Annotated in this window: 19 protein-coding genes, 1 pseudogene and 1 riboswitch; of the genes and pseudogenes, 15 read left to right on the top strand and 5 right to left on the bottom strand. The window is 52.4% G+C overall.

Annotation, left to right across the window (positions count from 1 at the left end; translation table 11 throughout):
* Positions 1–37: 37 nt before the first annotated feature.
* The 4 genes from IV45_RS06095 to IV45_RS06080 all read left to right on the top strand — a co-directional run bounded on the left by IV45_RS06095 (position 38) and on the right by IV45_RS06080 (position 7,366).
* Positions 38–2,002 (top strand): TerB N-terminal domain-containing protein, encoded by a 1,965-nt coding sequence (locus tag IV45_RS06095; RefSeq protein WP_057741593.1) that lies wholly within the window; start codon positions 38–40, stop codon positions 2,000–2,002.
* Positions 1,989–3,317 carry an ATP-binding protein gene (locus IV45_RS06090; RefSeq protein WP_057741592.1) on the top strand — a complete coding sequence of 443 codons (1,329 nt, stop codon included), beginning with the start codon at positions 1,989–1,991 and terminating at the stop codon, positions 3,315–3,317. Before IV45_RS06095 ends, IV45_RS06090 begins: the two co-directional genes overlap by 14 nt.
* Positions 3,318–3,328: 11 nt before the next feature.
* Positions 3,329–5,575, top strand: a complete 2,247-nt coding sequence (locus IV45_RS06085) for a DEAD/DEAH box helicase (RefSeq protein WP_057741590.1) — start codon at positions 3,329–3,331, stop codon at positions 5,573–5,575.
* A gap of 414 nt (positions 5,576–5,989) precedes the next feature.
* Complete coding sequence (locus IV45_RS06080; RefSeq protein ID WP_057741588.1) at positions 5,990–7,366, top strand: DHA2 family efflux MFS transporter permease subunit; 1,377 nt, start codon at positions 5,990–5,992, stop codon at positions 7,364–7,366.
* A gap of 42 nt (positions 7,367–7,408) precedes the next feature.
* On the opposite strand, the gene IV45_RS06075 is transcribed toward IV45_RS06080, so the two are convergent.
* Positions 7,409–7,960 (bottom strand): folate family ECF transporter S component, encoded by a 552-nt coding sequence (locus IV45_RS06075; RefSeq protein ID WP_057741586.1) that lies wholly within the window; start codon positions 7,958–7,960, stop codon positions 7,409–7,411.
* Positions 7,961–8,013: 53 nt separating this feature from the next.
* Positions 8,014–8,107: riboswitch (THF riboswitch) on the bottom strand.
* Between the two features lie 113 nt (positions 8,108–8,220).
* On the opposite strand from IV45_RS06075, the gene IV45_RS06070 reads away from it, so the two are divergent.
* A complete protein-coding gene (locus tag IV45_RS06070) occupies positions 8,221–8,808 on the top strand; it encodes a DUF4767 domain-containing protein (protein WP_057741583.1) in 588 nt (195 codons plus the stop codon).
* Positions 8,809–8,873: 65 nt separating this feature from the next.
* Here IV45_RS06070 and IV45_RS06065 read toward each other — a convergent pair whose 3' ends face one another.
* On the bottom strand, positions 8,874–10,214 hold the full coding sequence (locus tag IV45_RS06065; RefSeq protein ID WP_057741582.1) for a M20/M25/M40 family metallo-hydrolase: 1,341 nt from the start codon (positions 10,212–10,214) through the stop codon (positions 8,874–8,876).
* Positions 10,215–10,553: 339 nt separating this feature from the next.
* Positions 10,554–10,892: a HesB/YadR/YfhF family protein gene (locus IV45_RS06060; protein ID WP_057741580.1), complete on the bottom strand. Its 339-nt coding sequence runs from the start codon at positions 10,890–10,892 to the stop codon at positions 10,554–10,556.
* Positions 10,893–11,015: 123 nt separating this feature from the next.
* Here IV45_RS06060 and IV45_RS06055 point away from each other — a divergent pair, with 123 nt between their 5' ends.
* The 6 genes and pseudogenes from IV45_RS06055 (at position 11,016) to IV45_RS07960 (ending at position 16,759) form a co-directional block, all read left to right on the top strand.
* A complete protein-coding gene (locus IV45_RS06055; RefSeq protein ID WP_057741578.1) occupies positions 11,016–11,873 on the top strand; it encodes an alpha/beta hydrolase in 858 nt (285 codons plus the stop codon).
* 178 nt (positions 11,874–12,051) lie between these two features.
* Complete coding sequence (locus tag IV45_RS06050; protein ID WP_057741576.1) at positions 12,052–13,221, top strand: MFS transporter; 1,170 nt, start codon at positions 12,052–12,054, stop codon at positions 13,219–13,221.
* 69 nt (positions 13,222–13,290) lie between these two features.
* Positions 13,291–13,848, top strand: a complete 558-nt coding sequence (locus tag IV45_RS06045) for a phosphatase PAP2 family protein (RefSeq protein ID WP_057741574.1) — start codon at positions 13,291–13,293, stop codon at positions 13,846–13,848.
* A gap of 83 nt (positions 13,849–13,931) precedes the next feature.
* A complete protein-coding gene (locus IV45_RS06040) occupies positions 13,932–14,915 on the top strand; it encodes a D-alanyl-D-alanine carboxypeptidase family protein (protein ID WP_057741572.1) in 984 nt (327 codons plus the stop codon).
* Between the two features lie 170 nt (positions 14,916–15,085).
* Positions 15,086–16,572: pseudogene (yjeM, locus tag IV45_RS06035) on the top strand (glutamate/gamma-aminobutyrate family transporter YjeM).
* A gap of 25 nt (positions 16,573–16,597) precedes the next feature.
* Positions 16,598–16,759: a hypothetical protein gene (locus IV45_RS07960; RefSeq protein WP_169790375.1), complete on the top strand. Its 162-nt coding sequence runs from the start codon at positions 16,598–16,600 to the stop codon at positions 16,757–16,759.
* Positions 16,760–16,801: 42 nt separating this feature from the next.
* On the opposite strand, the gene IV45_RS06030 is transcribed toward IV45_RS07960, so the two are convergent.
* Positions 16,802–17,416, bottom strand: a complete 615-nt coding sequence (locus tag IV45_RS06030; RefSeq protein ID WP_057741571.1) for a hypothetical protein — start codon at positions 17,414–17,416, stop codon at positions 16,802–16,804.
* Between the two features lie 23 nt (positions 17,417–17,439).
* Positions 17,440–18,915, bottom strand: a complete 1,476-nt coding sequence (locus IV45_RS06025) for a sucrose-6-phosphate hydrolase (RefSeq protein ID WP_057741569.1) — start codon at positions 18,913–18,915, stop codon at positions 17,440–17,442.
* Between the two features lie 158 nt (positions 18,916–19,073).
* On the opposite strand from IV45_RS06025, the gene IV45_RS06020 reads away from it, so the two are divergent.
* The 4 genes from IV45_RS06020 to IV45_RS06005 all read left to right on the top strand — a co-directional run bounded on the left by IV45_RS06020 (position 19,074) and on the right by IV45_RS06005 (position 24,389).
* Positions 19,074–20,108 (top strand): zinc-dependent alcohol dehydrogenase family protein, encoded by a 1,035-nt coding sequence (locus tag IV45_RS06020; RefSeq protein WP_057741567.1) that lies wholly within the window; start codon positions 19,074–19,076, stop codon positions 20,106–20,108.
* Positions 20,109–20,234: 126 nt separating this feature from the next.
* Complete coding sequence (locus IV45_RS06015; protein ID WP_057741565.1) at positions 20,235–22,181, top strand: sucrose-specific PTS transporter subunit IIBC; 1,947 nt, start codon at positions 20,235–20,237, stop codon at positions 22,179–22,181.
* Between the two features lie 124 nt (positions 22,182–22,305).
* Positions 22,306–22,896, top strand: coding sequence for a peptidylprolyl isomerase (locus IV45_RS06010; RefSeq protein WP_057741563.1), 591 nt, complete (start codon positions 22,306–22,308; stop codon positions 22,894–22,896).
* A 149-nt stretch (positions 22,897–23,045) separates the two neighbouring features.
* Positions 23,046–24,389 carry a threonine/serine exporter family protein gene (locus tag IV45_RS06005; RefSeq protein ID WP_057741561.1) on the top strand — a complete coding sequence of 448 codons (1,344 nt, stop codon included), beginning with the start codon at positions 23,046–23,048 and terminating at the stop codon, positions 24,387–24,389.
* The last annotated feature ends 3 nt before the right edge of the window (positions 24,390–24,392 follow it).

The raw sequence follows: 24,392 nt of genomic DNA, 5'->3' as shown, positions 1-24,392 counted from the left end.
GAAAACGAACAAACATTCTGGTGAGGGAGGTGCAATCATGGATCGGATGCAGGTCTTGCGTTACGTCAAAGACCAATACGGCGTGGATGGCCAGTACAAGTGGCGCCGCTTCCCGGATGACTGTGTGCTGATCTGTCCGGTCACCGGCAAGTGGTTTGCCCTCCTCATCAGCCGCAATCCTGATGTGACCCACCTCACCGAAGATCGGCGGCAGAACTTCTTGGAGATCAATTACGGCGACGGGGCGACCAAGCTACGCCAGCAGGGGATCTTCAACGCCCCGACCCGGATGGCGACTGGTTCTTGGGTCAGCGTGAAGTTGGATGACCAGACCCCAGTTGACCAGGTCAAACAGGCGCTGGACCATGCCTTTGACCGGGCACGGAAGACGCAGGTGGTCGCAGAACAAGAACACCTGATCAAGGTAGCGCCGTTTGCCAAGGATGACGATGGCTACACTGACCGGCCCTTACCCAAGCCAACCCATCGGCAGCAGATCCAGCACCCAGAGATTCCGGCCGCAATCAAGAAGATGCGCAGCAAGTACGACTACACCTTGCCGCCATTGGAAGGGCGCAACCAGAACTTCTATGCGCAAGGGCAGCTCATGGCCGACTATACCGATGATTACGAATACCTTGGCGACTTTCGCCATTTCTACCCGACCTATCACGATATGAGCATCGGCCAGTTGCGTGGCTACTTCACCTGGCGGACGAAATTTCGTCAGGGCAAGATCGAGAAGGCGCCGACGTCCTTTGTTTACGTCTATTTGTATGAGCTCTTGAACCAGATTGGCGTGTCCTCGACTGAAGACGGCTACCAGAAGCTGGCGGCGTTTTCCCAGCAGTATGCCAACTATGCGGATGAGCAGATGCTGAAATACGTGGCTCAGTGGCGTAAGGACTACGTGGTCTATTACCAGATGGGCGAAGAGGAACGGCAGGCTGAATTCGGTGACGACATGAAGGTTGACCATGCCTACGAAGTTTTGCAGGCGCCCAGAGATGACAAAGACGATGTTGTATATCAGGCCTTGTCATCACTGGCTTCCTATCATTTGGAGAAGTGCCCGTTGATGAAGGACCGACCGGATGCCGTGTACCGGATTGTCCAGTTGACCTGGAACGACCTCCTAAAGCAGACCCAGGTGAACATCATTCAGAACCTGCTCGGCTGGCGCGGTGAAGTCCAGGTTCGTCTGTTTGGCAACGCCGTGTTCTATGACCGGCAGAAGGTACGGACCGACGAATATGCAATCGACCCCGTCCGCAAGTATGTTTGCCAGTGGGGACGCTGGCGGCGGCAGTCCTTCACCCCAGTCAAGGGGCGGCGGCAGAAGATCAACCACCTGCTCCACGAGATTGACCGCCTAATCCGGCAGGCAACGCACGCGGGTCGGCCGTTGAAGCCACAAGAAGTGCCAGACTATGAGTTGGCGGCGATCAAGCAGGCATTGAAGCAGTACCGCGAAGAACGAATCATTGCCCGGCGACCGAAGCTGGATCTCAGTCACGCCCACTTGCAAAAGATCCGTGACGATGCCAGCGAAACTAAAGAAAGCCTGTTGACCGAAGAGGAACGGGCCGCCGAAGCAGAGGAAACGGTTAACGCGGCCAGTCAATCAGCGGTGGAGCCAACGCCGGCTGCCAGTCAAGAACCGCTAGACGAAGAGCCAGTTAATGAAGAGTCGGTCGAACAGCCGTCAGTTGATCTGACACCATCGCTGGCGGATGACGATGAGGACAGTCAATTGAACTTGTCGGCGGATGAGCAGTACTTCTTGACGCACTTGTTGAAGGGCCAGCCCTGGCAGGACTATGTGCGCAGCCACCACTTGATGGCCAGCATTTTAGCCGACTCAATTAATGATAAGATGATGGATGAAATCGGCGATACGGTCATTGAATTCAATGATCAGGGTCAACCAGCGATCGTTGACGATTATCGCCCAGACTTAGAAGAAATCTTGAAAGCAGGTGAATCAAATGCCCAAAGCTAAACGGGTACCGAAACGAATTGCACAAACCGTGCTGAATTCCCTAAAAGGTGGCGTGGTGCCGCGGATCGGCCTCCCTTACATCACGGTTGGTCGTAAGGACGAGATCGCGGCCCTGCTTCACGATGTCGACATTATCAGCCAAGGTGGGGCGTCCTTCCGCTTCATCATGGGCCGCTACGGATCCGGGAAGAGTTTCCTTCTGCAGACCATCCGCAACTACGTGATGGACCGGGGCTTTGTTGTTGTTGACGGGGACCTGTCGCCAGAACGCCGGCTGCATGGTGGCGACGGCAAGGGCCTGGCCACCTACCGGGAACTGGTCCAGAATCTGTCGACCAAGACGCGTCCGGAAGGCGGGGCTTTGCCATTGGTCTTGGACCGCTGGATTAGTTCCGTCCAAAGCCAGGTAGCCACCAAGCAAAACCTCTCTCCAGACGACCCGGCCTTTGAAGGGGCAGTCGACAAGGAGATCTACAAGGTAATCACGTCCTTAAACGAACTGGTCCATGGTTTCGACTTTGCCAAGCTGCTCAACATGTACTACCACGCCTACGTGACCGGTGATGACGAGACCAAGGCCAAAGTCATCAAGTGGTTCCGGGGTGAGTACGACCGTAAGACGGATGCCAAGAAGGAACTTGGCGTGAACATCATCATTAACGATGACGACTGGTACGAGTACTTGAAGCTCTTCGCGGCCTTCTTCAGACAGGCGGGCTACCAAGGCATGATGATTATGATCGATGAATTGGTCAACATTTCCAAGATTCCGAACAGCATCAGCCGCCAGTACAACTACGAAAAGATTCTGACCATGTACAACGACACGCTGCAAGGCAAGGCCAAGTACTTGGGAATCATCATGTGCGGCACGCCGCAAGCCATTGAGGACCGGCGGCGTGGCGTCTATTCATACGAGGCTCTGCGTTCACGGTTGGCCCAAGGAAAGTTTGCCCAGGAAGGCGCCCAGGACATGTATGCGCCGGTGATCAAGCTGGAACCACTCACGGCCGAGGAAATGTTGGTCCTGACCGAAAAGCTGGCCAACATGCATGCCCAACTCTACGGCTACCAGCGCAAGATTACCGAGGACGACTTGGCCACCTTCATCAAGATTGAGTATGGCCGGATCGGAGCCAGTTCCAACATCACACCACGGGAGGTTATCCGGGACTTCATCGAATTGCTGGATATCCTGTGGCAACACCCAGACACCAAGGTTGAAAAACTGTTGAAGTCGGACCAATTCAACTACTCGCAGTCCGACGCGGTATCGAACAAGAGTGACGATCAATTCGCTGAATTTGAGATTTAGGAGGGGAGCACATGGATGTCTTCTCACGGTATGCGCCGTTTATCCAAGACTACATCTACTCACAAGGCTGGCAATCGCTGCGGGGCATCCAGCAGGCCGCTGGTGAAGCCATTTTCAATAGTGATGACAACGTCCTGCTTTCGGCACCCACTGCCTCTGGCAAGACGGAAGCTGCCTTTTTCCCGATCCTCACCTTGTTGGACGAGCACCCCGCGGATTCGGTCGGCTGCTTGTACATCGCACCTTTGAAGGCGTTGATTAACGATCAATACGGTCGGCTCTGTGAACTGTGTCGGGAGCCCCACATTCCGGTGACCCGCTGGCATGGTGACGTGGCCCAGTCGCAAAAACGCAAGCTGCTGCGTAAACCGCGTGGTGTCCTGCAGATCACGCCGGAATCACTGGAGTCCTTGATGATCAACAAGCACATGGACATTCCCAGCCTCTTTGGCGACCTCCGCTTCATTGTGATTGACGAAGTGCACTCGTTCTTACGGAGCGACCGGGGCGGGCAAACCTTCTGCCTGATCCAGCGTTTGGCCCGGGTGGCCGGTTGTCGTCCCCGGCGAATCGGCTTGTCTGCTACGATTGGCGATCCCACGGCGGCTGGTAAATTCCTGTCAGCCGGTAGCGGTCGTAAAACGCTGGTGCCCAAGGTCAAGGACACCCATGAGGTCTGGCGCCTGTCGATGGAGCACTTCTACAAGGACCCGGTGCAAGCGGGTGACAACGCCAACATCACGAAGACCGTGCAGCCGATGTTGGGGCCCAAGACGGACAAAGCGCCCCAGATGGCGGATCCCGGCTTGGCCTACATTTTTGAACACACGCGCGGCAAGAAGTGTTTGGTCTTTACCAATAGCCGGGAGGAGTGCGAGGCCGTCTGTCAGGCCCTGCGTTCCTACTGCGAGGCTAATCACGAACCCGACCGCTTCATGATCCACCACGGCAACCTGTCGACGGCCTTTCGTCAGACCGCCGAGGAAGCCATGAAGGACGAGGATTCGATGATGACGACCTGTGCCACGGCCACCCTGGAATTAGGGATCGACATTGGCCGCTTGGAACGGGCCTTTCAGATCGACGCGCCGTTTACCGTCACCGGCTTCTTGCAACGGCTGGGGCGGACCGGTCGTCGGGGCAACCCGCCGGAAATGTGGCTGGTCATGCGGGAAGAGCACCCCGAATCACGGGCCATGCTGCCGGAATTGATCCCCTGGCCGCTGATTCAGGGGATTGCCATCATTCAGCTGTATCTGGAAGACCGATTTGTGGAACCGCCGCGGACTGGCCGGCGTCCCTACAGCCTGCTCTACCACCAGACCATGAGCACGTTGGCCGCGGGTGGTGAAATGACTCCTGCTGAACTGGCCTCTAAGGTTCTGACCTTGTCCTACTTCCACAACATCACCGCGGATGACTACAAGGTTTTGCTCCGCCACCTTTTGAAGACTGACCAACTGGAACGGACCGAGAATGGCGGCCTGATCGTAGGATTGGCCGGTGAACGGGTTACCAACAACTTTAAGTTCTATGCGGTCTTTGCCGAAAACGAAGAATACAGTGTCCATTCCGGATCCGAAGAACTAGGGACCATCGTTAAACCGCCGCCGGTTGGGGACAAGATCGCCATTGCCGGCCGGGTCTGGGTCGTCGAAGATGTTGACCGCAAGCACCACCAGGTTTACGCCCACCAAGTTAAGGGGCGGGTGCCAGCCTACTTTGGTGATGTGCCCGGCGATATTCACCCGCGGATCCTGGAGCGGATGCGTAAGGTCTTAGTTGAAAGCCAAGACTACCCATACTTGATGAAGAACGCGACCGCCCGCCTGCGGGATGCCCGCGCAACGGCTCAAGCCAGCGGCATGTTGGAGAAGCCGCTGATCAACTTGGGCGGCAAGATGTGGTGCCTCTTCCCATGGACCGGGACTTATGCCTTCCTGGCTCTGGAACGCCTGTTACGGCTGAAGTGCGCCAAACGACTGGGCCTGCGCGGCTTCAATTCGGTGCGCCCATACTTCATGGAGTTCTCCATGGACGTTGGCGAAAAAGAGTTTTATCAGATCCTGGCCGAAGAGGCGGATAAGGACTTCGATCCGCTTGACTTGGTCTTTGATGGCGAAGTGCCAGATTTCGACAAATACGACAAGTACCTGCCGGACGAGTTGGTTCAGAAGGGCTTTGCTACCGGCGTTTTGGACATTCAGACCATGCGGCAATGTGTTCACAAGCTGGTTGAACTTGGTTTGCATCAATAAAATGAAACACCCATTGCACAGCGTTGTGCGATGGGTGTTTTGGCATCAAAAAAGGACCCGCCAGCTGGCAAGTCCCTAGTTAGAAATGAGATATGGAAACTCATCCGGACATGACTAAAGGTTGAGTTTCGTTGAGGTAAAGACAGGTAGCTTCTTGTGAGTAGCTCGCTATCTGGCTTTGGTTTCGTATTGTAGCACCATTATTAGAAAAAATCTCAGAAAATAAGCAAAAAATCTATTAATTTCATAAAAAAGATGGTAATACTTATTTTCATAGCCTTCAGAGGGTGCCGACTCTCATAATTGCGCACATCTTCCTCATTTTATTAAGTTGAAAATAGGCCAGGACCGCTTTTAATTGCTCAATTGAGGTCTATAATAAGCACATTATTGAGTGGAGGAAATAGGGAAGAAATGACACGGAAACAAAAACTAGTCTTAGGCATCATGATCTTGGGGACCTTCTTTGGGATCATGTGTTCCACCATGATGAACATTGCTCTGCCGACCTTTATGCAGGCATTCCACATTTCGTCATCACAGGTGCAGTGGGTCAGCAACGGTTACATGCTGGTCAACGCGCTGATGATCCCAGTCTCGGCCTACCTGATCAAGCGCTACTCCTACCGTTGGCTCTTCATTTCGTTTACGGCCATTTTCGGTTTAGGAACCATCATGGGTGCACTGGCCCCGACCTTTCACCTGATCGTTGCTGGACGGATGGTACAGGCGATCGGCTCCGGAATCATGATGCCGCTGGTCAACGTCATGGCGATGAAGTATGCCAGCGTTGGTCACCAAGGGCAGGTCATGGGGATTGTCGGCCTGGCTTTCAACTTTTCGCCCATCATTGGCCCGTCCGTTGCCGGTTTGATTCTGGACTTCTTCAGCTGGCGCTACCTCTTCCTCTTGGTCTTGCCGTTTATCTTGATCACCTTGCTGTTGTCCTTCTTCTTCATGCCGGGGCTGAAAGTCGGTGATTACCCGCAGTTCAACACGACCGGTTTGATCACTTCGTCTTTGGGGATGTGGTTCCTGTTGAACAGCTTCTCTAACTTAGGGACGGCCAAGTTCTTGTCCTGGGCCGTTGCCGGATCCATGCTGGTGGGTCTCTTCTTCCTGGTCATTTTCGGTGTTACCCAGTGGCACAGCGACCATCCTTTCATCAACTTGCGGATCTTCACCTACAAGCAGTTTACGATCGCCATCGTTGTCAACTGCTTGCTGGTCTCAACCATGTATGGAAACACGATCTTGCTGCCGCTCTTGATTCAAAACGTCATGGGCGAGAGCCCCTTCATTTCCGGCTTGGTCATCTTGCCGGGGGCCATCTCGACCGGGATCCTGTCGCCATGGAGCGGACGTCTGTTTGATAAGATTCCAATCCGGGCGATGGTCACTTTCGGTCTGTTGGTTGACATGTTTGGGACGGCAATGCAGGCGTTTGTCGGTGTCCACAGCGGGGCCGTTTTTGCGGCAACCTGGCAATGGGTGCGCCAAGTTGGCATTGTTTCCATGTTGATCCCGTTACAGACCGAAGCACTGGCAATCCTGCCGAAAGAAGAGCTGCCTGATGGCGTGGCCACCTTCTCCACTACCCGGCAGGTGGCCGCCAGCTTCGGGATGGCCTTTGTCGTGGCGGTCGTCAACCTGATTGACCACGAGCATCATCTGGGCACGTCGGAAATTGGGATTCAGTCCGGTTTCCTCACTTGTTTCGCCATCCTGTCAGTGGCATTGATCATCAGTCAATTCTTCCGGACCAACCGCGAAGAGTTCAAACACGAATAATAAAATGGGGTGCGGCTCTTGAAAGGCGCACCCCATTGTTGTTTATAAGCGTTGTGTCAGATTGGTTTTACTGAAGGCCCTTAAGACCAGCAGAATGATCAACGACTGGATGGGCCAGGAAATGACCTCCTTGGGCAGCCGCAACATCAACAGTGCATTGAAGGTCCGACTATTGCTGCCGGCGCTCAATGACATGATGTAGATCCATAAGGTCGTGAGCAGGACGTTGCTGACCAGGATCTGCACAAATTCGTAACAGAAGATCCGTTGCCAGCTGACGGTTTGACCATAAAGAAACATCCCGGCTAAGACGCCCGAAATGAAGGCGGAAAGAGTAAAACCAGGGAAAAACATGTTCCCGGTATTGAGGATGGTGTTGCTGATGATATCGTTGACGATCATCACGCCGCCACCGATCCACGGGCCTAAACAGTAGCCGATGAGGGCGGTCGCGATGAAGCCCAGGCCGACCTTTAACAACGAAGGGTCACCAATCGCCATTTTACCGAGAATTACTTGCAGACCGCAGAGCATTGCGGCCAGGGTAAGCCGCCTGGTGGTCAAGCGGGGCCCTGAAAACGTGAGTACAGACATAGTCCTTGCCTCCTAATAAGATAAACTTGTCGGGAGCTGCATGCTGAGTCTGCTGCGGTGAATGCGGGATGACAAAGCGGCCATCGCCTCCTTCCAACGTTCACATTCCGTTCCGTTGGACAATAACTCTGTCATTCCTGCCCCGACTGTCATGAGTAATATAAAACAAGGCGCTGTTTACTGCAAGCTATCTGACTGGACTAAACAACTGTGGATTAGATGATATAATCGACGGGTGTCAGTAAGGGAGGATTAGGTAAATGAAAAAATTGATAACGGTGGTTGCATCCTTGGCCTTGTTATTAACTTTGGGTGCCTGCGGACAGAAGCAGTCATCCTCTTCGGCCAAGAACAGCCAGTATTCGGCGAAGAACGCCAAAACGGTATCTGAGGACCAGGGCAAGGATTCATCCGCCAACAAGCAGGGTGAAATGCAGAAGGATACTGCCTTATGGAACGACAGGAAGGACGAAAAACTGGCCGATTTCATGCGAAGCTGGGCGCCAACCATGGGCCAAAGCTACAAGAAGTACGATGGCCACACGCCACTGCACTCGTCCGTTGGTTTGAACTACCCGGCTGATTTGAGCCGTGAAGTCGTTGAGGGCGGCGGCACGATTGGCTGGGCACCATCCGGTAAGGGTGATTATGACTACAATGTCGTTGCCATCTACAACTATGACGGGACCAAACCGCCGCTACCGAACCGGATCACCTACTTCTTTGCCTTCCACAATGGTCATCCGGTGGCCTTGGTGGATCAGAGCCGCGACGGTGAACCGCATTGCCATCCAACCGCTAATAAAGACGTTTCGAGCAACTTCACCCGGATCGCCGACCAACATTAATAAAAAAGGAGCGTGGCCGAAGTCATTGATGACTTTGGTGCGCTCCTTTTGTATCTAGCCGTTCTTTAGGCGAAGCGGTGCAGGACCAGGTCCAGGTGTTCAAGCGCCTGGTAGGCATCGGCCAAGCGGATGTTTTCGTTGGCCCCATGGACGTGGGCGCCGGCATAACCCAGGCCAATGCTCAGGACGGGCAGTTTCAGAAGGCGGCCAAACGCATACGCCGGGCCGGCACCATAGGAATTCAGCACGTATTCGTAGCCATCTTTTACGTAGACTTCCTGTGCCGTGTCGCAAACCAGCTTGACGAAGGGATGGTTGACGTCGCTGCGGAAGCCGGGTTGACCAACTAAGTATTCAACTTTGATGTCGGGAAAACCGTTGGCAGCCAACTGTTTTTGAACTAAGCCACGGACGCGGGTAGGGTCCTGGCTAGGGGCCAGACGGAAGTCGAGTTTGGCGGATGCATAACGTGGTGTGACCGTCTTGACACCTTCCTCTTGGTAGCCGGCGGTGATGCCTTCAATGTTGATGGTCGGTTCGTTGGCGAGGTCAACCAGGGGCTGCTGGCTCAAGAGGGGTCGGGTCAGGCCAGCGTTTTTGCTGATCAGCTGGGGATCAAAGGAGAGCTTAGCGACTAATTTCTGCTCTTCATCGGTCAACGGGGTCACGTCATCATAGATTCCCTCGACGCGGATGTGGTTATTACTATCTGAACGCAGGCTGTTCAATGCTTTGACCAGCCGCCATGGTGCGGATTCGGCGTAGGAGGCCAGGGATGAGTGGAGGTCGGCGTTGGCGGTGGCCACGGAAAGCTTCAGGCAGGCAATACCCCGCAGGCCGCCGGTGATGCTTAACTGACCGGCCGCATTTTTGGCGCCACCTTCCCAGATCACGGCGTCGGCGGCCAATTGATCGCGGTGGGCCTGGGTGTATTTAACCACGTGGCTGCTGCCGATTTCTTCTTCGCCTTCCACGTAGAACTTGGCGTTGACGGGGAGGCCGCCGTGTTCTTGATAGTATTTCAATAAGACGAGGCGGAAAAGCAATTCGCCCTTGTCGTCTTCAGCCCCGCGAACGAAGATTTTGCCGTCACGCACAGTCGGTTCGAAGGGATCGCTGTCCCACTGGTCAACAGGGTCGGCCGGTTGGGTGTCATAGTGGTTATAGAAGAGGACAGTTTGGTCGCTGTTGCCGGTGAATTCAGCGAAGACCACCGGGTTGCCGCCTTGGTCGGTCCAGAGTTCGACCTTTTTGGCGCCCAGCTGTTTGAATGTTTGTAGCAGCCAGTCACTGGTTTCCTTGATGCCCAAATGCTGAGCGGCAATGGTCTTAAAACGCCAGAGGTCGCTAAAGTCTTGCCAGTGTTCATCTGCATACTTCTTTAATGCGTTTGCTTCTTCAGTCATGTGATTACCTCCGATCAATAAAAAAATCCCGAGGATCGCTAGGATCCCCGGGACGTTAATTCGTGTTACCACCCGTTTTCGGTCTGGTTTCGCAGCCAAACCCTCAGTCACTGCTCAAAATGAATAGTGCTGTGCGGTAACGGGCACGACCGTAACTGGCTGAATATCGCCAGTTCCATCATGACGAGCCATCTTCAGCCGACGCTTACGGGCCGCTTCTCATCAACCGCGGTTCTCTGTGCCTGAAATCATCGGCTTACTCTCTCGTCAAGTTTTGCTTCATTGCTAACAATATATTATAAAACGATGAGAAAGTCAAATTGAATTTTAATTAATTATCTACATGAGGTAACGTTCATAGTTGACCGAGGCGCCGGCAACGGTGTCCGGGTCGGCGGTAAAGGTGAAGAAGAGACCCTTATCCGGCTGGTAGTCAACGGTTGTGGTGCGGCTGGAGAAGAACCAGTCGTCGGCAAAGTTGATGTGGTAATTGATGCCGTCCTGCTTGATCTCTAAAATGGGCCGGTCGGGTTCGTTATCTTTGGCATAGCCTTGCTTAGGACCATGCTTGACCGGAACTGTTTCATCCTTGGGGAAGAACTTAACCCCATCGCCGTCCTTGAGATCCAATTCTTTGATCAGCCACTGACTGGCAGCTTTGGTTACGACTAAGTGCATTGTGAATCGCCCTTCTATGCCTTTTGAGCATGATTAGTGATGTGAAATAAATATTTCTCATTAATTAATTTTCCTGCTACAATGCTAGCATAATTACAAACGTAAACACAGGGAGGATGCTTTATGAAACACAAACATTTATGGACTGGTGTTGCATTGGTCGCCGTTGGTTTGGCATTAGGCGGTGGTATTTGGCACGTTCATCAAGAGAAAGCAGCCGCCGCAAAATATGTTAACAATCAGACAACGACCTTCTTCTTCCATGGCTGGGGCAGCAGCTCGCATGCCGAAGAACACATGGCCAACGCTGCCAAGCGCGCTGGTGCAACCGATACGATCATCAAGGCCAATGTTGATAAGCACGGTAAGACGACCATTTCAGGTAAGATCACGAAGAAGTCCAAGAACCCGATCGTCGAGGTCAACTTTGCCGACAACAAGAACGGCGATTATGAGCAGGACGGCCGTTACGCCAAGTCAGCCATTCAGACGGTCAGCAAGAAGTTTGGCATCAAGAAGATGAACCTGGTTGGCCACTCCATGGGTAACCTGGCGATCGTCTTCTACCTGCTGCAAAACGCGGACAACCATTCACTGCCAACTTTGGAACACCACGTTGCCATTGCGGGCCACTTTGATGGTGGTCTCGGCTTCGGTTGGAACAAGAAGACCAAGTTGGCGCAAGACGGGAAGCCGTTCATTATGGAAAAGAACTACAAGAAGTTATTGCCGTTGCGGGACAGTTATCCGCAAAGCGCTCGGGTCCTGAACATCGCCGGTGACTTGGACGATGGCAGCCACTCGGATAGCGAGATTCCGGTTGATTCAGCCTTTTCACTGAAATACCTGATCAACAACCGGGCCAAGTCATACCGCCAAGTGGTCATTCACGGACGGCGTGCACAACACAGCAAGCTGCACAGCAACAAGCAGGTGGACAAGCTCCTGATTGACTTCTTGTGGGGTAAGGATAACCAGTAATCACCTTAAATTAACTTGATAACGACAATTCGTCAGCGTTTGGATAGCCGAATGCTGGCGATTTTTGTTTTTTCACTGGCAATTGTTGAGCATATCTTTTACACTGGTATGGCTGTAAAATTTTAGAAGAAAGGACACCAGGGTCGGAACAGGGGACCGGCCGGTGAGAGTGACGAAAATGACAAGATATCGTTTGCAATCAATCTTATTTGTCTTCGTGGCCTTCATGTTGGGCTGCAACGAGTACATGATTGTCGGGGTCCTGCCCGATATTGCGAGTGAATACCACAGCTCCTTAGCCTCTTTGGGTTATCTGGTCACGATGTTTGCGTTGATCTATGCCTTCTTCACCCCGGTTGTTACCTCCTTGGGGAACCGGTGGAAGCGGCACAAGGTCCTCTTGACGCTGATGGTGGTTTTCTTCATCGGCAACACCTGGACGGCAATGGCGACGAACTACACGTCATTACTGCTATCGCGGATGCTGACGGCGACGGTTGCTGGGGCAATCATCTCCATCGTCTTGGTCCTGGCCAACTTCATTGCGCCGCCGGAGAAACGGGCCAGCCTGGTATCATGGGTTTTCGCCGGCTTCAGTCTGGCTTCCGTTGTCGGTGTGCCACTAGGAACCATGATCAGTCAAAAGCTGACTTGGCATGACAGTTTCTGGATCATCACGGTCCTTACAATCGCCGTCTTTGCTGCGCTCCTATGGCTGGTACCCAAAGACACGCCACAAGTGCAGGGCCGGCTGAGCTCGCAATTCTCCCTGTTCAAAGACAAGCGGGTCCTGGCTGGGGCTATGTTTGTGGTGACCGTGTGTGCGGCCGACTACACCATGTACACCTACATTCGGCCGCTGATTTCCGATTTGATGGGCTTCAATGATACCTGGCTGAACTGGCTCCTGTTGATGATGGGGGTCTTCTTCCTGATTGGTAACAAGTTCGGGGGCTTCTTGGCGGACAATGGCGGTGTCCACCGTCTGCCATATATCTACATCCTGATGACGGTCTTGATGTTCTTGATGCGGCCGTCGTTCTCCTACAAGTGGGTGGCCATCAGCGTCGTTGCCATTCTGTGTGTGACCTTTGCCAGTTACGGTGCTTCCACCCAGCTGATGTTTTTGGAGATTGCGGAGAAGGAATACCCGCAGTCGCTGGATTTGGCGTCCTCGATCAACTCGATCTTCGCCAACATTGGGATTTCCTTGGGTTCGCTGGCGGCAGCGGAGACAGTTCGTTTCTCCAGCCTGAACAACGTTGGTAACGTCGGGGCCGTCTTTGGGATCATTGCGACCGTCTTGATCGTCGTGGTTTCCAAGAACTTTGAAGGCATGCGGCATTAATTTGATTTTTGAAGCAACGCGGACCGGCGCTGCTTTTTTGTATTCGTGAAGGAAAGGAGGGGATCCCTGATGGTTTGGTGGTGCTTACTTGCAATTGTTACGGCAGTCTTGCTGGGCGTCCTGTGTCGTTACGTGACGAGCCGACCGCTGGCTAACTGGGACCGCATCGATATTCAGCCCAATCAACGCTGGCAAGCCGGTTGGCGGCTACTGGCACGCGTGACCGATCCACTCCTGATGGCGGGCTATGACGTCTTACTGGCAGTTGGCCTGTGCTGGCAAGGGCGGTTTGCACAAGCCGTTTGGGTCGTGTTAACTCTGGCGGTGGCCGACAGCCTGGGGATCCTCCTCAAACATCTGGTAAGACGATCACGACCATCCGCGGGTAGGGCTCATTACAGCTTTCCCAGCGGCCATGTTTTGGGGGCAACCGTGATGGCGTTAATGTTGCTGACCATTTTCGCCAACCCTTGGCTAAGACTGTTGATCATCCTTCTTGGGCTGTTGATTGCGCTGAGTCGTTTGGTCTTAAACGTCCACTACCTGTCAGATCTTTTGGCGGCGATCTGCTTGGCAACCTGTGTCTTCTCCCTGTCGCAGGCCGTCATTTACCTAATGTCAGTTTAAATTCTCTTTGCAATCAACTATTGAACAGTGATTTGCTGTATCATGAGTGATGTTAGTTAATCCGCTAAGGGAGAAAGTTAAAAATGAAAAAAATTATGAGATTATGCCTGCATGTCGGCTTAGTCCTATTGGCAGTCGGGATGGCCTTTGGCAGCTGGTCGGCCATTGGGAATCAAGTCGCAGCCGATCAGGCGAAACACGTTAAGGCAAGGGCGGCCGTTACCATGGACGCCAAGACAGGAAAAATTCTATATCAGCAAAACGCCAAGAAACGTTACCCAGTCGCTTCCTGCGTGAAAATCTTGACTTTGGCAGTGATTGAACAAGATATTGCCAAGGGTAAGATGCATTGGGACCAGAAGATCAAGATCAGCAAGGCCGTCGCTAAAACGTCGACCGACTGGCACTTCAGCAACGTTGAGCTGAAGGCGGGCCACAAGTACACTGTCCGTGACCTGGTCAATTCGATGATGATCGTTTCCGCGGATGGGAGTGCCGAGGCGCTGGCCTTTGCTTCGGCAGGCAGCACCAAGGCTTTCAACAAGAAGATGTATGCGGTCGCCAAGAAGGCCGGTGTTCACGATGCCAAGATCTACAACATGATTGGGATCTCCAACGGCGAGATGCGCAGCCACCGTCTGAAGGGTGTCTCCAAGTCGGCGGAAAGTCAATTCTCCGCGATCGACATGGCTAAGATTGCCCGTTACACGGTTAACCATTACCCAGAGACACTGAACATCACCAAGCAGAAGACGGTTGAGTTCAAGATCGATGACAGCCATTCCTTCCTGATGCATAACCTGAACTACATGCTGCCAGGCAGCGGCAATGCACCAAAAGAGGGCGAAATCGATGGTTTGAAGACCGGGACAACCGATAAAGCCGGTAACTGCTTCGTGGGGACCGGGGTCTTCAATAAACGCCGCTTGATCACTGTTGTCCTAAATGTGCCAGGCAACTTCTCTGAGCAATTCCGGCAGACGAATGACATGTTGAGCATCGTCTTGGGCAAGGACATGCAGACGCCAGCACCGAAAAAGCCGGGTCAGCCCAACCAACCCAAATAAGTAATCAGATAAGCATTATTAAAATCGTCGACTTGCATGCGTGCAAGCCGGCGATTTTGTCTATTATGTCCCTTTAGGTTAGGTTCTTGCTCAGAAATTGAAATTATATCCACCCAAAACGCATATAAGGTGTATAATTATAACTAATTTATTTCAAAAGAGGTCACATTATGAGTGAAACAGTAAAGAAGATTGGGTTAGGCAGCCTAGTCTTGATGATTTTCTCATCAATTTTTGGATTCAGTAATTCACTGACTGCCTTCTACCAAATGGGCTATGCCAGTATCATTTGGTACATTGTCACGGCGGTATTGTTCTTCCTGCCGTCTGCATTGATGTTCGCCGAATATGGTGCATCATTTAAAGCCGCAAAAGGGGGCATCTTCTCCTGGCTGCGGGGGTCGATCGGTGAAAAGCCGGCCTTCATTGGTACCTTTATCTGGCTGCCTGGGTTGTGTGGCTGGTTTCATCCACGCAGTTCTTCCTGGTTTCCGTTTCCACGATGATTTCCGGTGAAGACAAGACCCAAACCTGGCACCTGTTCTCCTTATCGGCTAACCAGACTTTGGGGATCCTGGAAATTGTCTTCCTGATCGTGGTTACCGCCATTGCCTCCAAGGGGATCAACAAGATCGCGGAAATTTCCTCCGTTTGTGGTGTGTTCACCCTGGGGATTGCGGCCTTGTTCATCCTGGCCAGCTTAGTCCTGTGGGTAATGAACCATGGGGCCTTGGCCGAACCCGTTACGGCGATGAACCTGATCAAGTCACCAAACCATGACTTCCAGACGCCGATTGCGATTATTTCGTTCATTGTGTATGCATTGTTTGCTTACGGTGGTCTAGAAACGATGGCCGGGGTCATTGACTCAGTTGACAAGCCGGAAAAGACCTTCCCGAAGGCTTTGATCTGGGCCATGATCATCATGACTTTGCTCTACGTTTTGTCCATCTTCCTGTGTGGGGTCAGTGCTAACTGGTCCAGCATCCTGGGCAAGAAGAATGTTAACCTGGCCAACGTTGAATATGTATTGATCAACAACATGGGGTTGACGGTTGGTACCAAGTTCGGCATGAGCCACGCCGGCGCAGTCATGCTTGGTAAGGTCTTCTCCCAGATTACGGCGCTGAGTGACGTCTTTGGTGGTCTGGGTGCCGCCTTCGTTATGGTCTACTCACCAATCAAGTCCTTCATCGAGGGCTGTGACCCACGGCTCTTACCAAAGAAGCTGACGAAGATGAACAAGCACAATATGCCGGCCTTCGCTATGTGGATTCAAGCCGCCATTGTCAGCATCATTATCTTCTTCATTTCCTTTGGTGGTGACGCCGCTAACCAGTTCTACACCATCCTGACTGATATGATGAATGTTTCGTCATCCGCACCATACCTGTTCCTAGTCGGTGCCTTTCCTTACTTCAAGATGAAGAAGGACCTGGATCGGCCATTCGTCTTCTACAAGAGCATGACCTGGACCTGGATTGTCTCCATCGTCGTTTGGCTGGTGATCGCAATTGGTATCGTCTTCACCTGTGTTGAACCAATGCTGGAAGGACAATACTCAACTGCCTTCTGGACGGCTTTAGGCCCAGTTCTCTTCGGTGTCGTTGCCTGGATCTACTACACCGTTTCCGAAAAGCGGCATGTGTTAGACTAGGTTCAACAACTAGCGGGGTGATGGAATGAAGAAAAAGACTAAGTGGCAACGGTTTAAACGTGGATTGTACGTCAACTTCTTTGATGCGCTAAACATCTTTGCTCAAGAAGACAAGTTTATTCATAGCCGCCACAATCAGATTCATATGCATGTGCATGCGCCCCAGCAAAAAGAAAAGAACAAGTAAAAAACAAATCCCCTCAGTTGATGCTGAGGGGATTTGTTTGTCTTAAGCAAGAAGTTCGAGCAGCCGGGCCGGACTGGCGATCCGTGGGTTTTCATCCCACACCTGTTCGTCGAGGTGCGAATCGGCAACGTCCCAGTAAAAATCCAATAGTTTCTGTCCACTTTGCGACAAGAACACTTCACCGGTCTTGAAGCGACACAGCAACAGCTGGTGTTGCAGGAGGAAGTCCAATTCGGCCTGCAGGTGGTCGGCAGCAACCTGGCCGTCCAAGAAGAAGCAGTCGTCCTTGTTCAACAAGGGACTCGGGTTTTCTTGGGTCAGCTTTTCGACGAGGGTCAAGGCCGCAAAGTGGAAGTAGGTTAATTCACTGCCACCATGGTTGTTCTTCAAGAAGCGCTTGGTATCGCGGATGAGCAAGCGGTCATGCGGATACGCACGCAGGTTGAACGACTGCAACGTGGGATTGTGGTCGTCGTGATCATGGAAGGCATAGCGTAACTGATAGAGGCGTCCGCAAGCCAGCAGGTTGACGTACAGACTCTCACTGGAACGGGACTGGTGAAAATTAACAACAGCAAAATCAGGATCGGGTAAAGAACGGTCGATTACGAAACGAATAGCGTCATGCCAGTTTTGACTGGCGACTGGTTCTGACACGGCAAACCCTCCTTAAAGCGTAATTACATGTTGCTTAATGGCCACAAGCTACCTTGGGCCTTGGTTGGCTGGTTGAAGTAGATTCGATTGTTGTTTTGATCGGCGAAGTAACGCAGGGTGGCAACCTGGGCACCACCGTTGATGAAGATCTCGGCTAAGGAATGATCGATGAAGATTTGCAGCTCCAGATCGTGGCTGGCGGTTAGATCAATAGTCCGCGTCGTGCCATGATCGGTAGCAACTGGCTGGCCGACTTGACCACGGTCGATCGTCAACTGGCCCTTCTTGGTATCGAAGTTCAATTTCAGTGCGTGATGATTATCCTGGCTGCCCAAGAGATTGAGGCTGCCTTCTTGATCCTTTGCGATCGTGATGGATAACTCATATTGCTGAGTGTCGGGTTCCGGAATCATCGGCAGGGTGCCGGCAAAGTCGTAGCGCTTGGCGTCCACTCTCAAGGTTCTCATTGCACTGACTGGCTGCTGGTAGAGCTTGCCGTCCTTAACGTGGAGCTCCTTGACCTGGCTCAGGCAGTTGGCCCAGTTTTCATCATCGGTAGGGTAGGTAGTGTCAGGCAGGCCGACCCAGCTGATCGCATATGCGTGCCCATCAGGAGCGTTGAAGGCTTGGCTGGCGTAGACATCGAAGCCGCAGTCCAGGTTGAGCGGCTTGTCACTGCTGTTAACCAGTTCCGCGTGATCGAAGTTGAAGCCGTCACCAATCAGGTACATGTTCGGGTACACGTTTTGGTATGAACTGACCTGCTTGTTCAAGCCTTGCGGGCAGAAGATCATTACGGCGTAACCGTCCACAAAGACCAGGTTAGGGCATTCAATCATGTAGCCCATCTGGTATTGACTCATCTGGACCAGACCGACTTCATGCCAACCGCTCTCCAGTTGGTCGCTTGTCCATAGGTCGATGTGCCCAGCTTCACCTTCGGCCGTCTGGGCACCCAAGATGGCGTAATAGTGGCCGTCTTTTTCCATGATTTGCGGATCGCGGAAGTGCTCGGAAAACTTGGCCGGCTTTTCAATCAGCGGCTTGGCTAACTTTTCAACATGACCGTCCTTGTCCATCCAGGCACCAAGTTGGTAGGGGGTCCGCACCCAATCTTTGTCGCGGTGGTTACCGGTGTACATCAGGAAGAGCCGGTCGCCTTGGGCCAGTGCCGAACCGGAATAGGCGCCGTGGCTGTCATACTGGTTGTCCGGCGTTAAGACCATTCCCCGTTCCTGCCAGTGGACCAGATCATTGGAGGACATGTGCATCCAGGACTTTAAACCATGGGCAGCCCCGAACGGGAAGTTTTGGTAACTCACATGCCATTCGTGATTAAAGTAAGAAAAACCATTGGGATCGTTCAGCAGACCCGAAGCAGGGTGGATATGATAATGCAGCTGTGCCGGCGAACTGCCAGCCTGTCTTTGTAGTTTCAGCAGATCTAGGGCACTGTAATCCTTATAGGGACGATAGCGCATTTCACGAGTCCAATCCATGATTGACGTCTCCTTTTGTTTTGAATACTCAAGTTACCATCATTCTATTGGGCATTTTCATGGCTGTCAAAACTTTCTGCCTGAGATTGATTATCATTTCACAAGCCCCCAAAAATGACTACAATAAAGGAGACAACAATTTTTAAGGAGACGATCATATGACGGCAATTCCATCAACAATGAAGGCCTGGGAAGTCACCAAGCCAGCTCCGATTGACAGTGACCCCTGTCCTTTGCAACTGGTTGAGAAGCCGGTGCCAGAACCACAAGCAGGTGAAGTCCTGGTGCGGATTTTAGCTTGTGGGGTCTGTCACACCGACCTGCACGTGACTGAAGGCGACCTGCCCGTCCACAAGGAGCACGTCACTCCCGGCCACGAAATTATCGGTGAAGTCGTTAAGCAAGGGCCCAACACCCGGCGCTTTAAGGATGGCCAACGGATTGGGATTCCGTGGTTCCGTCACGCATGCGGGGTCTGCCGCTTCTGCCGGTCCGGTCGTGAAAACTTGTGTCCATATTCCAAGTACACCGGTTGGGATCACGACGGCGGCTATGCCGAATACGTCACGGTTCCGGAGGGCTTTGCCTATGTGATCCCAGACCGCTTCGATTCGTTGGTTGCCGCTCCGTTATTGTGTGCCGGAATCATTGGCTACCGTTCATTCTTACGGGCCAACGTGCCAGCTGGTGGTCGTCTAGGCCTGTACGGCTTCGGTGGCTCAGCGCACCTGACGGCTATGTTGGCCATTAAAGAAGGGATCGAAGTCCACGTCTTCACCCGGGGCAAGGATGCACAGAAGTTTGCGCTCAAACTGGGCTGTGCCTCTGCCCAAGGCGCCTACGACAAGTCACCCGTACCGCTGGATTCAGGCATCATGTTTGCTCCAGCTGGTCAGATGGTACCCAACGCGTTGACCAACCTGGCTCCTGGAGGCACTTTGGCATTGGCCGGCATCCACTTGAGTGACGTCCCGAGCATGTCCTATTCCGACCACCTCTTCCACGAAAAGAACTTGACCAGTGTGGAATCCAATACCCGGCGTGACGGTGAAGAGTTCTTGACGCTGGCTGACCGGTTGAACATCCAGCCGACCATCACCGAATACCCATTTGCTAAGGCGGATGAGGCCTTGAAGCGGGTTAAGCAGGGTGATTTGGATGGCGCCTGCGTATTGAGAATCGCCCAGGATTAAAGCCTTCCATCCTCAGACAATAAAAGTTTAAAAATAATTGATAAACGCTTGACAATAATTTCCGGAGAGGTATGATATACAACGTAAAAAGCGCTTACATCGTTTATCAATTGAGGAGGAATCACAATGGATCACAAGAGGGTTGCCACCACTGTTATCAAAGCAGTTGGCAAAAATAATATTGTGGCTGCCGCTCACTGTGCCACGCGTTTGCGGCTGGTATTGAAAGACGAGAAGGCAGTTAACCAAAAACTTTTGGACCAAGATGACGATATAAAGGGGACGTTTAAGACAAATGGCCAATACCAAATCATCATCGGCCCCGGCGATGTTAACAATGTTTATGATGAGATGATTGCCCAAACCGGGTTGAAGCAGGTCTCAACGCAAGACTTGAAGCAGATTGCAGCTAAGAACCAGAAGACCAACCCAGTGATGGCCTTCATCAAGCTGCTGTCCGACATCTTCGTTCCGTTGATTCCAGCCCTGGTCGCTGGTGGTCTTTTAATGGCTTTGGACAACGTCTTAACGGCCCAAAACCTGTTCGGCCCAAAGTCAGTCATTCAGATGATGCCGGCTTTGAAGGGTATCGAGGGCATGGTTAACGTAATGTCCGCGGCCCCATATGTGTTCCTGCCAATTCTGGTCGGCATTTCGGCTGCTAAGCGGTTTGGTGCCAACCAATTCCTGGGTGCCGTTGTTGGGATGATGATGACTGCACCAGCCCTGGCAAAGGGTGGCTTCTGGAACATTTTCGGTTTACAGATTCACATCCAGTCCTACGTCAACCAAGTTATTCCTGCTTTGGCCGCGGTTTGGATCTTGTCCATCTTTGAAAAATGGTTCCACAAGCACTTGCCACAAGCAGTTGACTTCACCTTTACGCCACTGCTGTCAGTCCTGATTACCGGTTTCCTGACCTTCGTCATTGTGGGCCCGGTGATGAAGGAACTGTCTGACCTGCTGACGAACGGGATTGTTTGGTTGTACGATACGTTAGGCTTCATTGGTACTGGGATCTTCGGTGCGGTTTACTCACCAATCGTTTTGACCGGTCTGCACCAAAGCTTCCCAGCTATCGAAACCCAACTGGTAACTGCCTTCAAAGCCGGCAAGGGTGCTGGTGACTTTATCTTCGTTGTTGCTTCCATGGCTAACGTGGCGCAAGGTGCCGCAACGACGGCCGTTTACTTCCTGACGAAGAACAAGAAGATGAAGGCTTTGTCCAGCTCATCAGCCATCTCCGCACTGTTAGGAATCACTGAACCAGCCATCTTCGGGGTTAACCTGAAGCTGAAGTTCCCATTCTTCTGTGCGTTAGTTGGTTCCTGTGTGGCCTCAACATTGGCCGGACTGCTGCACGTGGTTGCGGCCTCAATGGGATCTGCCGGTTTCATCGGATTCATTTCTATTTATGCCAAGTGCATTCCGTTCTACCTGCTTTGTGAACTGGTTTCATTCGTGGTGGCCTTCCTGGTTACCTACTTCTATGGCAAGTCACACAATGATTTAGTCAACCCGGTTGCTGAATCCGCTGGCGCTGCGGATGCCGTTGCCCAGGCTAGCGAATCCGCAAAGTCCTTAGATCAGGCAAGCAAGCCGGAAAAGACGACGGCCAGTGAAACGGTTGTCAGCCCAGTTGCTGGTCAAGCTGAAGACCTGTCACAGGTTAAAGATGAAGTGTTCTCCCAGAAGATGATGGGGGACGGTGCCGCGGTTGTGCCAAGCGACGGTACGATTTACGCACCGGTTGATGGTGAAATCACCGTTGCCTATGCAACCAAGCACGCATACGGCTTAACCTCCAAAGATGGCGCTGAAGTGCTGATTCACATTGGTCTGGATACGGTCAACTTGAAGGGCCAGCACTTTGAAAGCTTTGTTGAACAAGGACAGAAAGTCAAGCGTGGCGACAAGCTGGGTACGATTGACCTGGATGCCGTAAAAAAGGCTGGTTACGATACCACGGTAATGGTCGTAATCACCAACACGAACAAGTACGCTGCCGTTAAGCGGGTAGCGGATGGCCAAGTCAACCATGGTGATTCACTGATTGCCTTGACGAGCAAGTAATAATAATTAAAGAGGGTCGCAAGTTGAGTCTTGAGGGATTCAATTAGGCGACCTTCTTTTTTATGCCGGTAAGTGCGCAAAATTAAGGTACAATATTCATGATGTGAATTAAGGAGGAAAACGTATGGCTGAAACAAATTATCCGCAGCTCGACCTTGAGCATCAGTCTGGTACCAAGGCAACAATCAAAACTAATATGGGGGACATTGAGATTCAATTGTTTGACGATATCGCCCCTAAAGCAGTTAAGAATTTTGTGGAATTAGCAAAGAAGGGCTACTACAACGGTGTGACCTTCCACCGGGTAATCCCTGACTTTATGATTCAAGGTGGCGACCCGACCGGAAGCGGTGCCGGTGGCGAAAGCATTTACGGCGGCCCGTTTGAGGATGAATTCAGTAACCGCCTCTTCAACTTCCGCGGCGCATTATCGATGGCCAATGCCGGTCCGAATACAAACGGAAGTCAGTTCTTCATCGTTACTAACCGGAATTTGACGACCAACCTGACCAGCCAGATGAAGGCCGCAAACTACCCGCAAGAAATCATTGATCATTATCAACAAGGTGGTACACCATGGCTGGATCACCACCACACCGTTTTTGGCCAGGTGATTGATGGGATGCAGACGGCGGTCGACATCAGCCGGGTACCGCGTAACATCGCTGACCGGCCCAAGAAGGACGTTGTGATCGAAGCAATTGACATTCATTAATAGTTGGTGGCGTTTGCACGGCAGATGAGACTACACAAATAGTGAAAAGCCCCTTATAATGTGTGGGTTAGTTAAAAAAGATTCCTGAAGTTTTCAGGGGTCTTTTTTCTTGACCAAAAAGCTTGAATTAATGATTAGGAGTGAAAAAGATGCAGCAAGATGAGCAGCCCACCACGGTCTACCATCAGCACATGAAAATCAACTGGCTGGACTTTGTGACCAGCGACAACATTACCCCGGCAACGGAAGCCAATCTGGTGGAACGGGCAGTCATTGTCGGTCGGATCGGCATTCTGATGCTGGCCTGCGGGACCGGTTCTTGGCGGGTGCGGCGGTCGATGAACATCGCCGCCCAAACCCTAGGAATGACCTGTTCCGCCGACATTGGCCTGGTTTCAATCGAATACACCTGCATGGACGAGAATGAAAGCTTTTCGCAGACATTATCCTTGCCCAGCACTGGGGTCAACACGTCTAAGCTGAGCGCCTTAGAAAAGTTCATGAATGACATGGCCATCGAAGGCGACAGCTGGACAGTCGGCGAAATTCATGAACAGCTGAACCAGATTGAACGCACCCGGGGCAATTACAAGCCGTGGATGGTGGGCCTGGCCGCTGGCTTGGCCTGCAGCGCCTTTGTTTTCCTGCTGGGCGGTGGCCTGGTGGAAATGCTCTGCTGCTTTGTGGGGGCCAGCTTGGGTAACTTTGTCCGCCGCAAGATGATCGACAACCGCCTGACTTTGTATGCTTGCATTGCGGTGGCGATCTCGGTGGCCTGCATATCATACTTGCTGTCCCTTGATTTGATGCGCTTGTTGTTCAACGTTAACTTCCGCCACGAGGCCGGCTATATTGGGGCCATGCTCTTCATCATTCCTGGTTTCCCATTCATCACCAGCGGCCTGGACTTGTCCAAACTGGATATGCGTTCTGGCCTGGAGCGGGCTGCCTATGCAATGATCATCATCACGGTGGCGACCTTGATGGGCTGGCTGGTGGCCATGCTGGTGCACCTGCGGCCAGAAAACTTCATTCCGTTACCGATTCCGCCGGTGACCTATGTAATCCTGCGTTTGCTGGCAAGTTTTTGCGGGGTCTTCGGCTTCTCAATTATGTTCAACAGCAAGCTCAAGATGGCGGCCACTGCCGGAATGATCGGTGCTGTGGCCAACACCTTGCGCCTTGAACTGGTTGACTTCAAAATCATGCCTGCCGGAGCGGCGGCCTTCATCGGTGCTTTAGTGGCCGGTTTGTTGGCTTCAATCGTTCGCCGGAAAGTTGGTTATCCGCGGATTTCTATTACCATTCCATCCATCGTGATTATGGTGCCAGGCTTGTATATGTACCGGGCAGTGTATAATATTGGTTTAACATCGATTAGCGTCGGCGCATTATGGCTGACGCGGGCAGCGTTGATCGTTGCCTTTCTGCCACTGGGGCTGATTGCGGCCCGTATTTTGACGGACCCAACTTGGCGCCGAAACAATCAATGAGGA

The sequence above is a fragment of the Limosilactobacillus secaliphilus genome (assembly GCF_001437055.1).
Lineage (GTDB): Bacteria > Bacillota > Bacilli > Lactobacillales > Lactobacillaceae > Limosilactobacillus > Limosilactobacillus secaliphilus.
This window is presented reverse-complemented; position numbering and strand designations above follow the sequence as displayed.

What these genes read in the sequence shown, in the direction of transcription:
- IV45_RS06095 (WP_057741593.1), top strand. Translation starts at nt 38, where the DNA reads ATGGATCGGATGCAGGTCTTGCGTTACGTCAAAGACCAATACGGCGTG.
- IV45_RS06090 (WP_057741592.1), top strand. Translation starts at nt 1,989, where the DNA reads ATGCCCAAAGCTAAACGGGTACCGAAACGAATTGCACAAACCGTGCTG.
- IV45_RS06085 (WP_057741590.1), top strand. Translation starts at nt 3,329, where the DNA reads ATGGATGTCTTCTCACGGTATGCGCCGTTTATCCAAGACTACATCTAC.
- IV45_RS06080 (WP_057741588.1), top strand. Translation starts at nt 5,990, where the DNA reads ATGACACGGAAACAAAAACTAGTCTTAGGCATCATGATCTTGGGGACC.
- IV45_RS06075 (WP_057741586.1), bottom strand. Translation starts at nt 7,960, where the DNA reads ATGTCTGTACTCACGTTTTCAGGGCCCCGCTTGACCACCAGGCGGCTT.
- IV45_RS06070 (WP_057741583.1), top strand. Translation starts at nt 8,221, where the DNA reads ATGAAAAAATTGATAACGGTGGTTGCATCCTTGGCCTTGTTATTAACT.
- IV45_RS06065 (WP_057741582.1), bottom strand. Translation starts at nt 10,214, where the DNA reads ATGACTGAAGAAGCAAACGCATTAAAGAAGTATGCAGATGAACACTGG.
- IV45_RS06060 (WP_057741580.1), bottom strand. Translation starts at nt 10,892, where the DNA reads ATGCACTTAGTCGTAACCAAAGCTGCCAGTCAGTGGCTGATCAAAGAA.
- IV45_RS06055 (WP_057741578.1), top strand. Translation starts at nt 11,016, where the DNA reads ATGAAACACAAACATTTATGGACTGGTGTTGCATTGGTCGCCGTTGGT.
- IV45_RS06050 (WP_057741576.1), top strand. Translation starts at nt 12,052, where the DNA reads ATGACAAGATATCGTTTGCAATCAATCTTATTTGTCTTCGTGGCCTTC.
- IV45_RS06045 (WP_057741574.1), top strand. Translation starts at nt 13,291, where the DNA reads ATGGTTTGGTGGTGCTTACTTGCAATTGTTACGGCAGTCTTGCTGGGC.
- IV45_RS06040 (WP_057741572.1), top strand. Translation starts at nt 13,932, where the DNA reads ATGAAAAAAATTATGAGATTATGCCTGCATGTCGGCTTAGTCCTATTG.
- IV45_RS07960 (WP_169790375.1), top strand. Translation starts at nt 16,598, where the DNA reads ATGAAGAAAAAGACTAAGTGGCAACGGTTTAAACGTGGATTGTACGTC.
- IV45_RS06025 (WP_057741569.1), bottom strand. Translation starts at nt 18,915, where the DNA reads ATGGATTGGACTCGTGAAATGCGCTATCGTCCCTATAAGGATTACAGT.
- IV45_RS06020 (WP_057741567.1), top strand. Translation starts at nt 19,074, where the DNA reads ATGACGGCAATTCCATCAACAATGAAGGCCTGGGAAGTCACCAAGCCA.
- IV45_RS06015 (WP_057741565.1), top strand. Translation starts at nt 20,235, where the DNA reads ATGGATCACAAGAGGGTTGCCACCACTGTTATCAAAGCAGTTGGCAAA.
- IV45_RS06010 (WP_057741563.1), top strand. Translation starts at nt 22,306, where the DNA reads ATGGCTGAAACAAATTATCCGCAGCTCGACCTTGAGCATCAGTCTGGT.
- IV45_RS06005 (WP_057741561.1), top strand. Translation starts at nt 23,046, where the DNA reads ATGCAGCAAGATGAGCAGCCCACCACGGTCTACCATCAGCACATGAAA.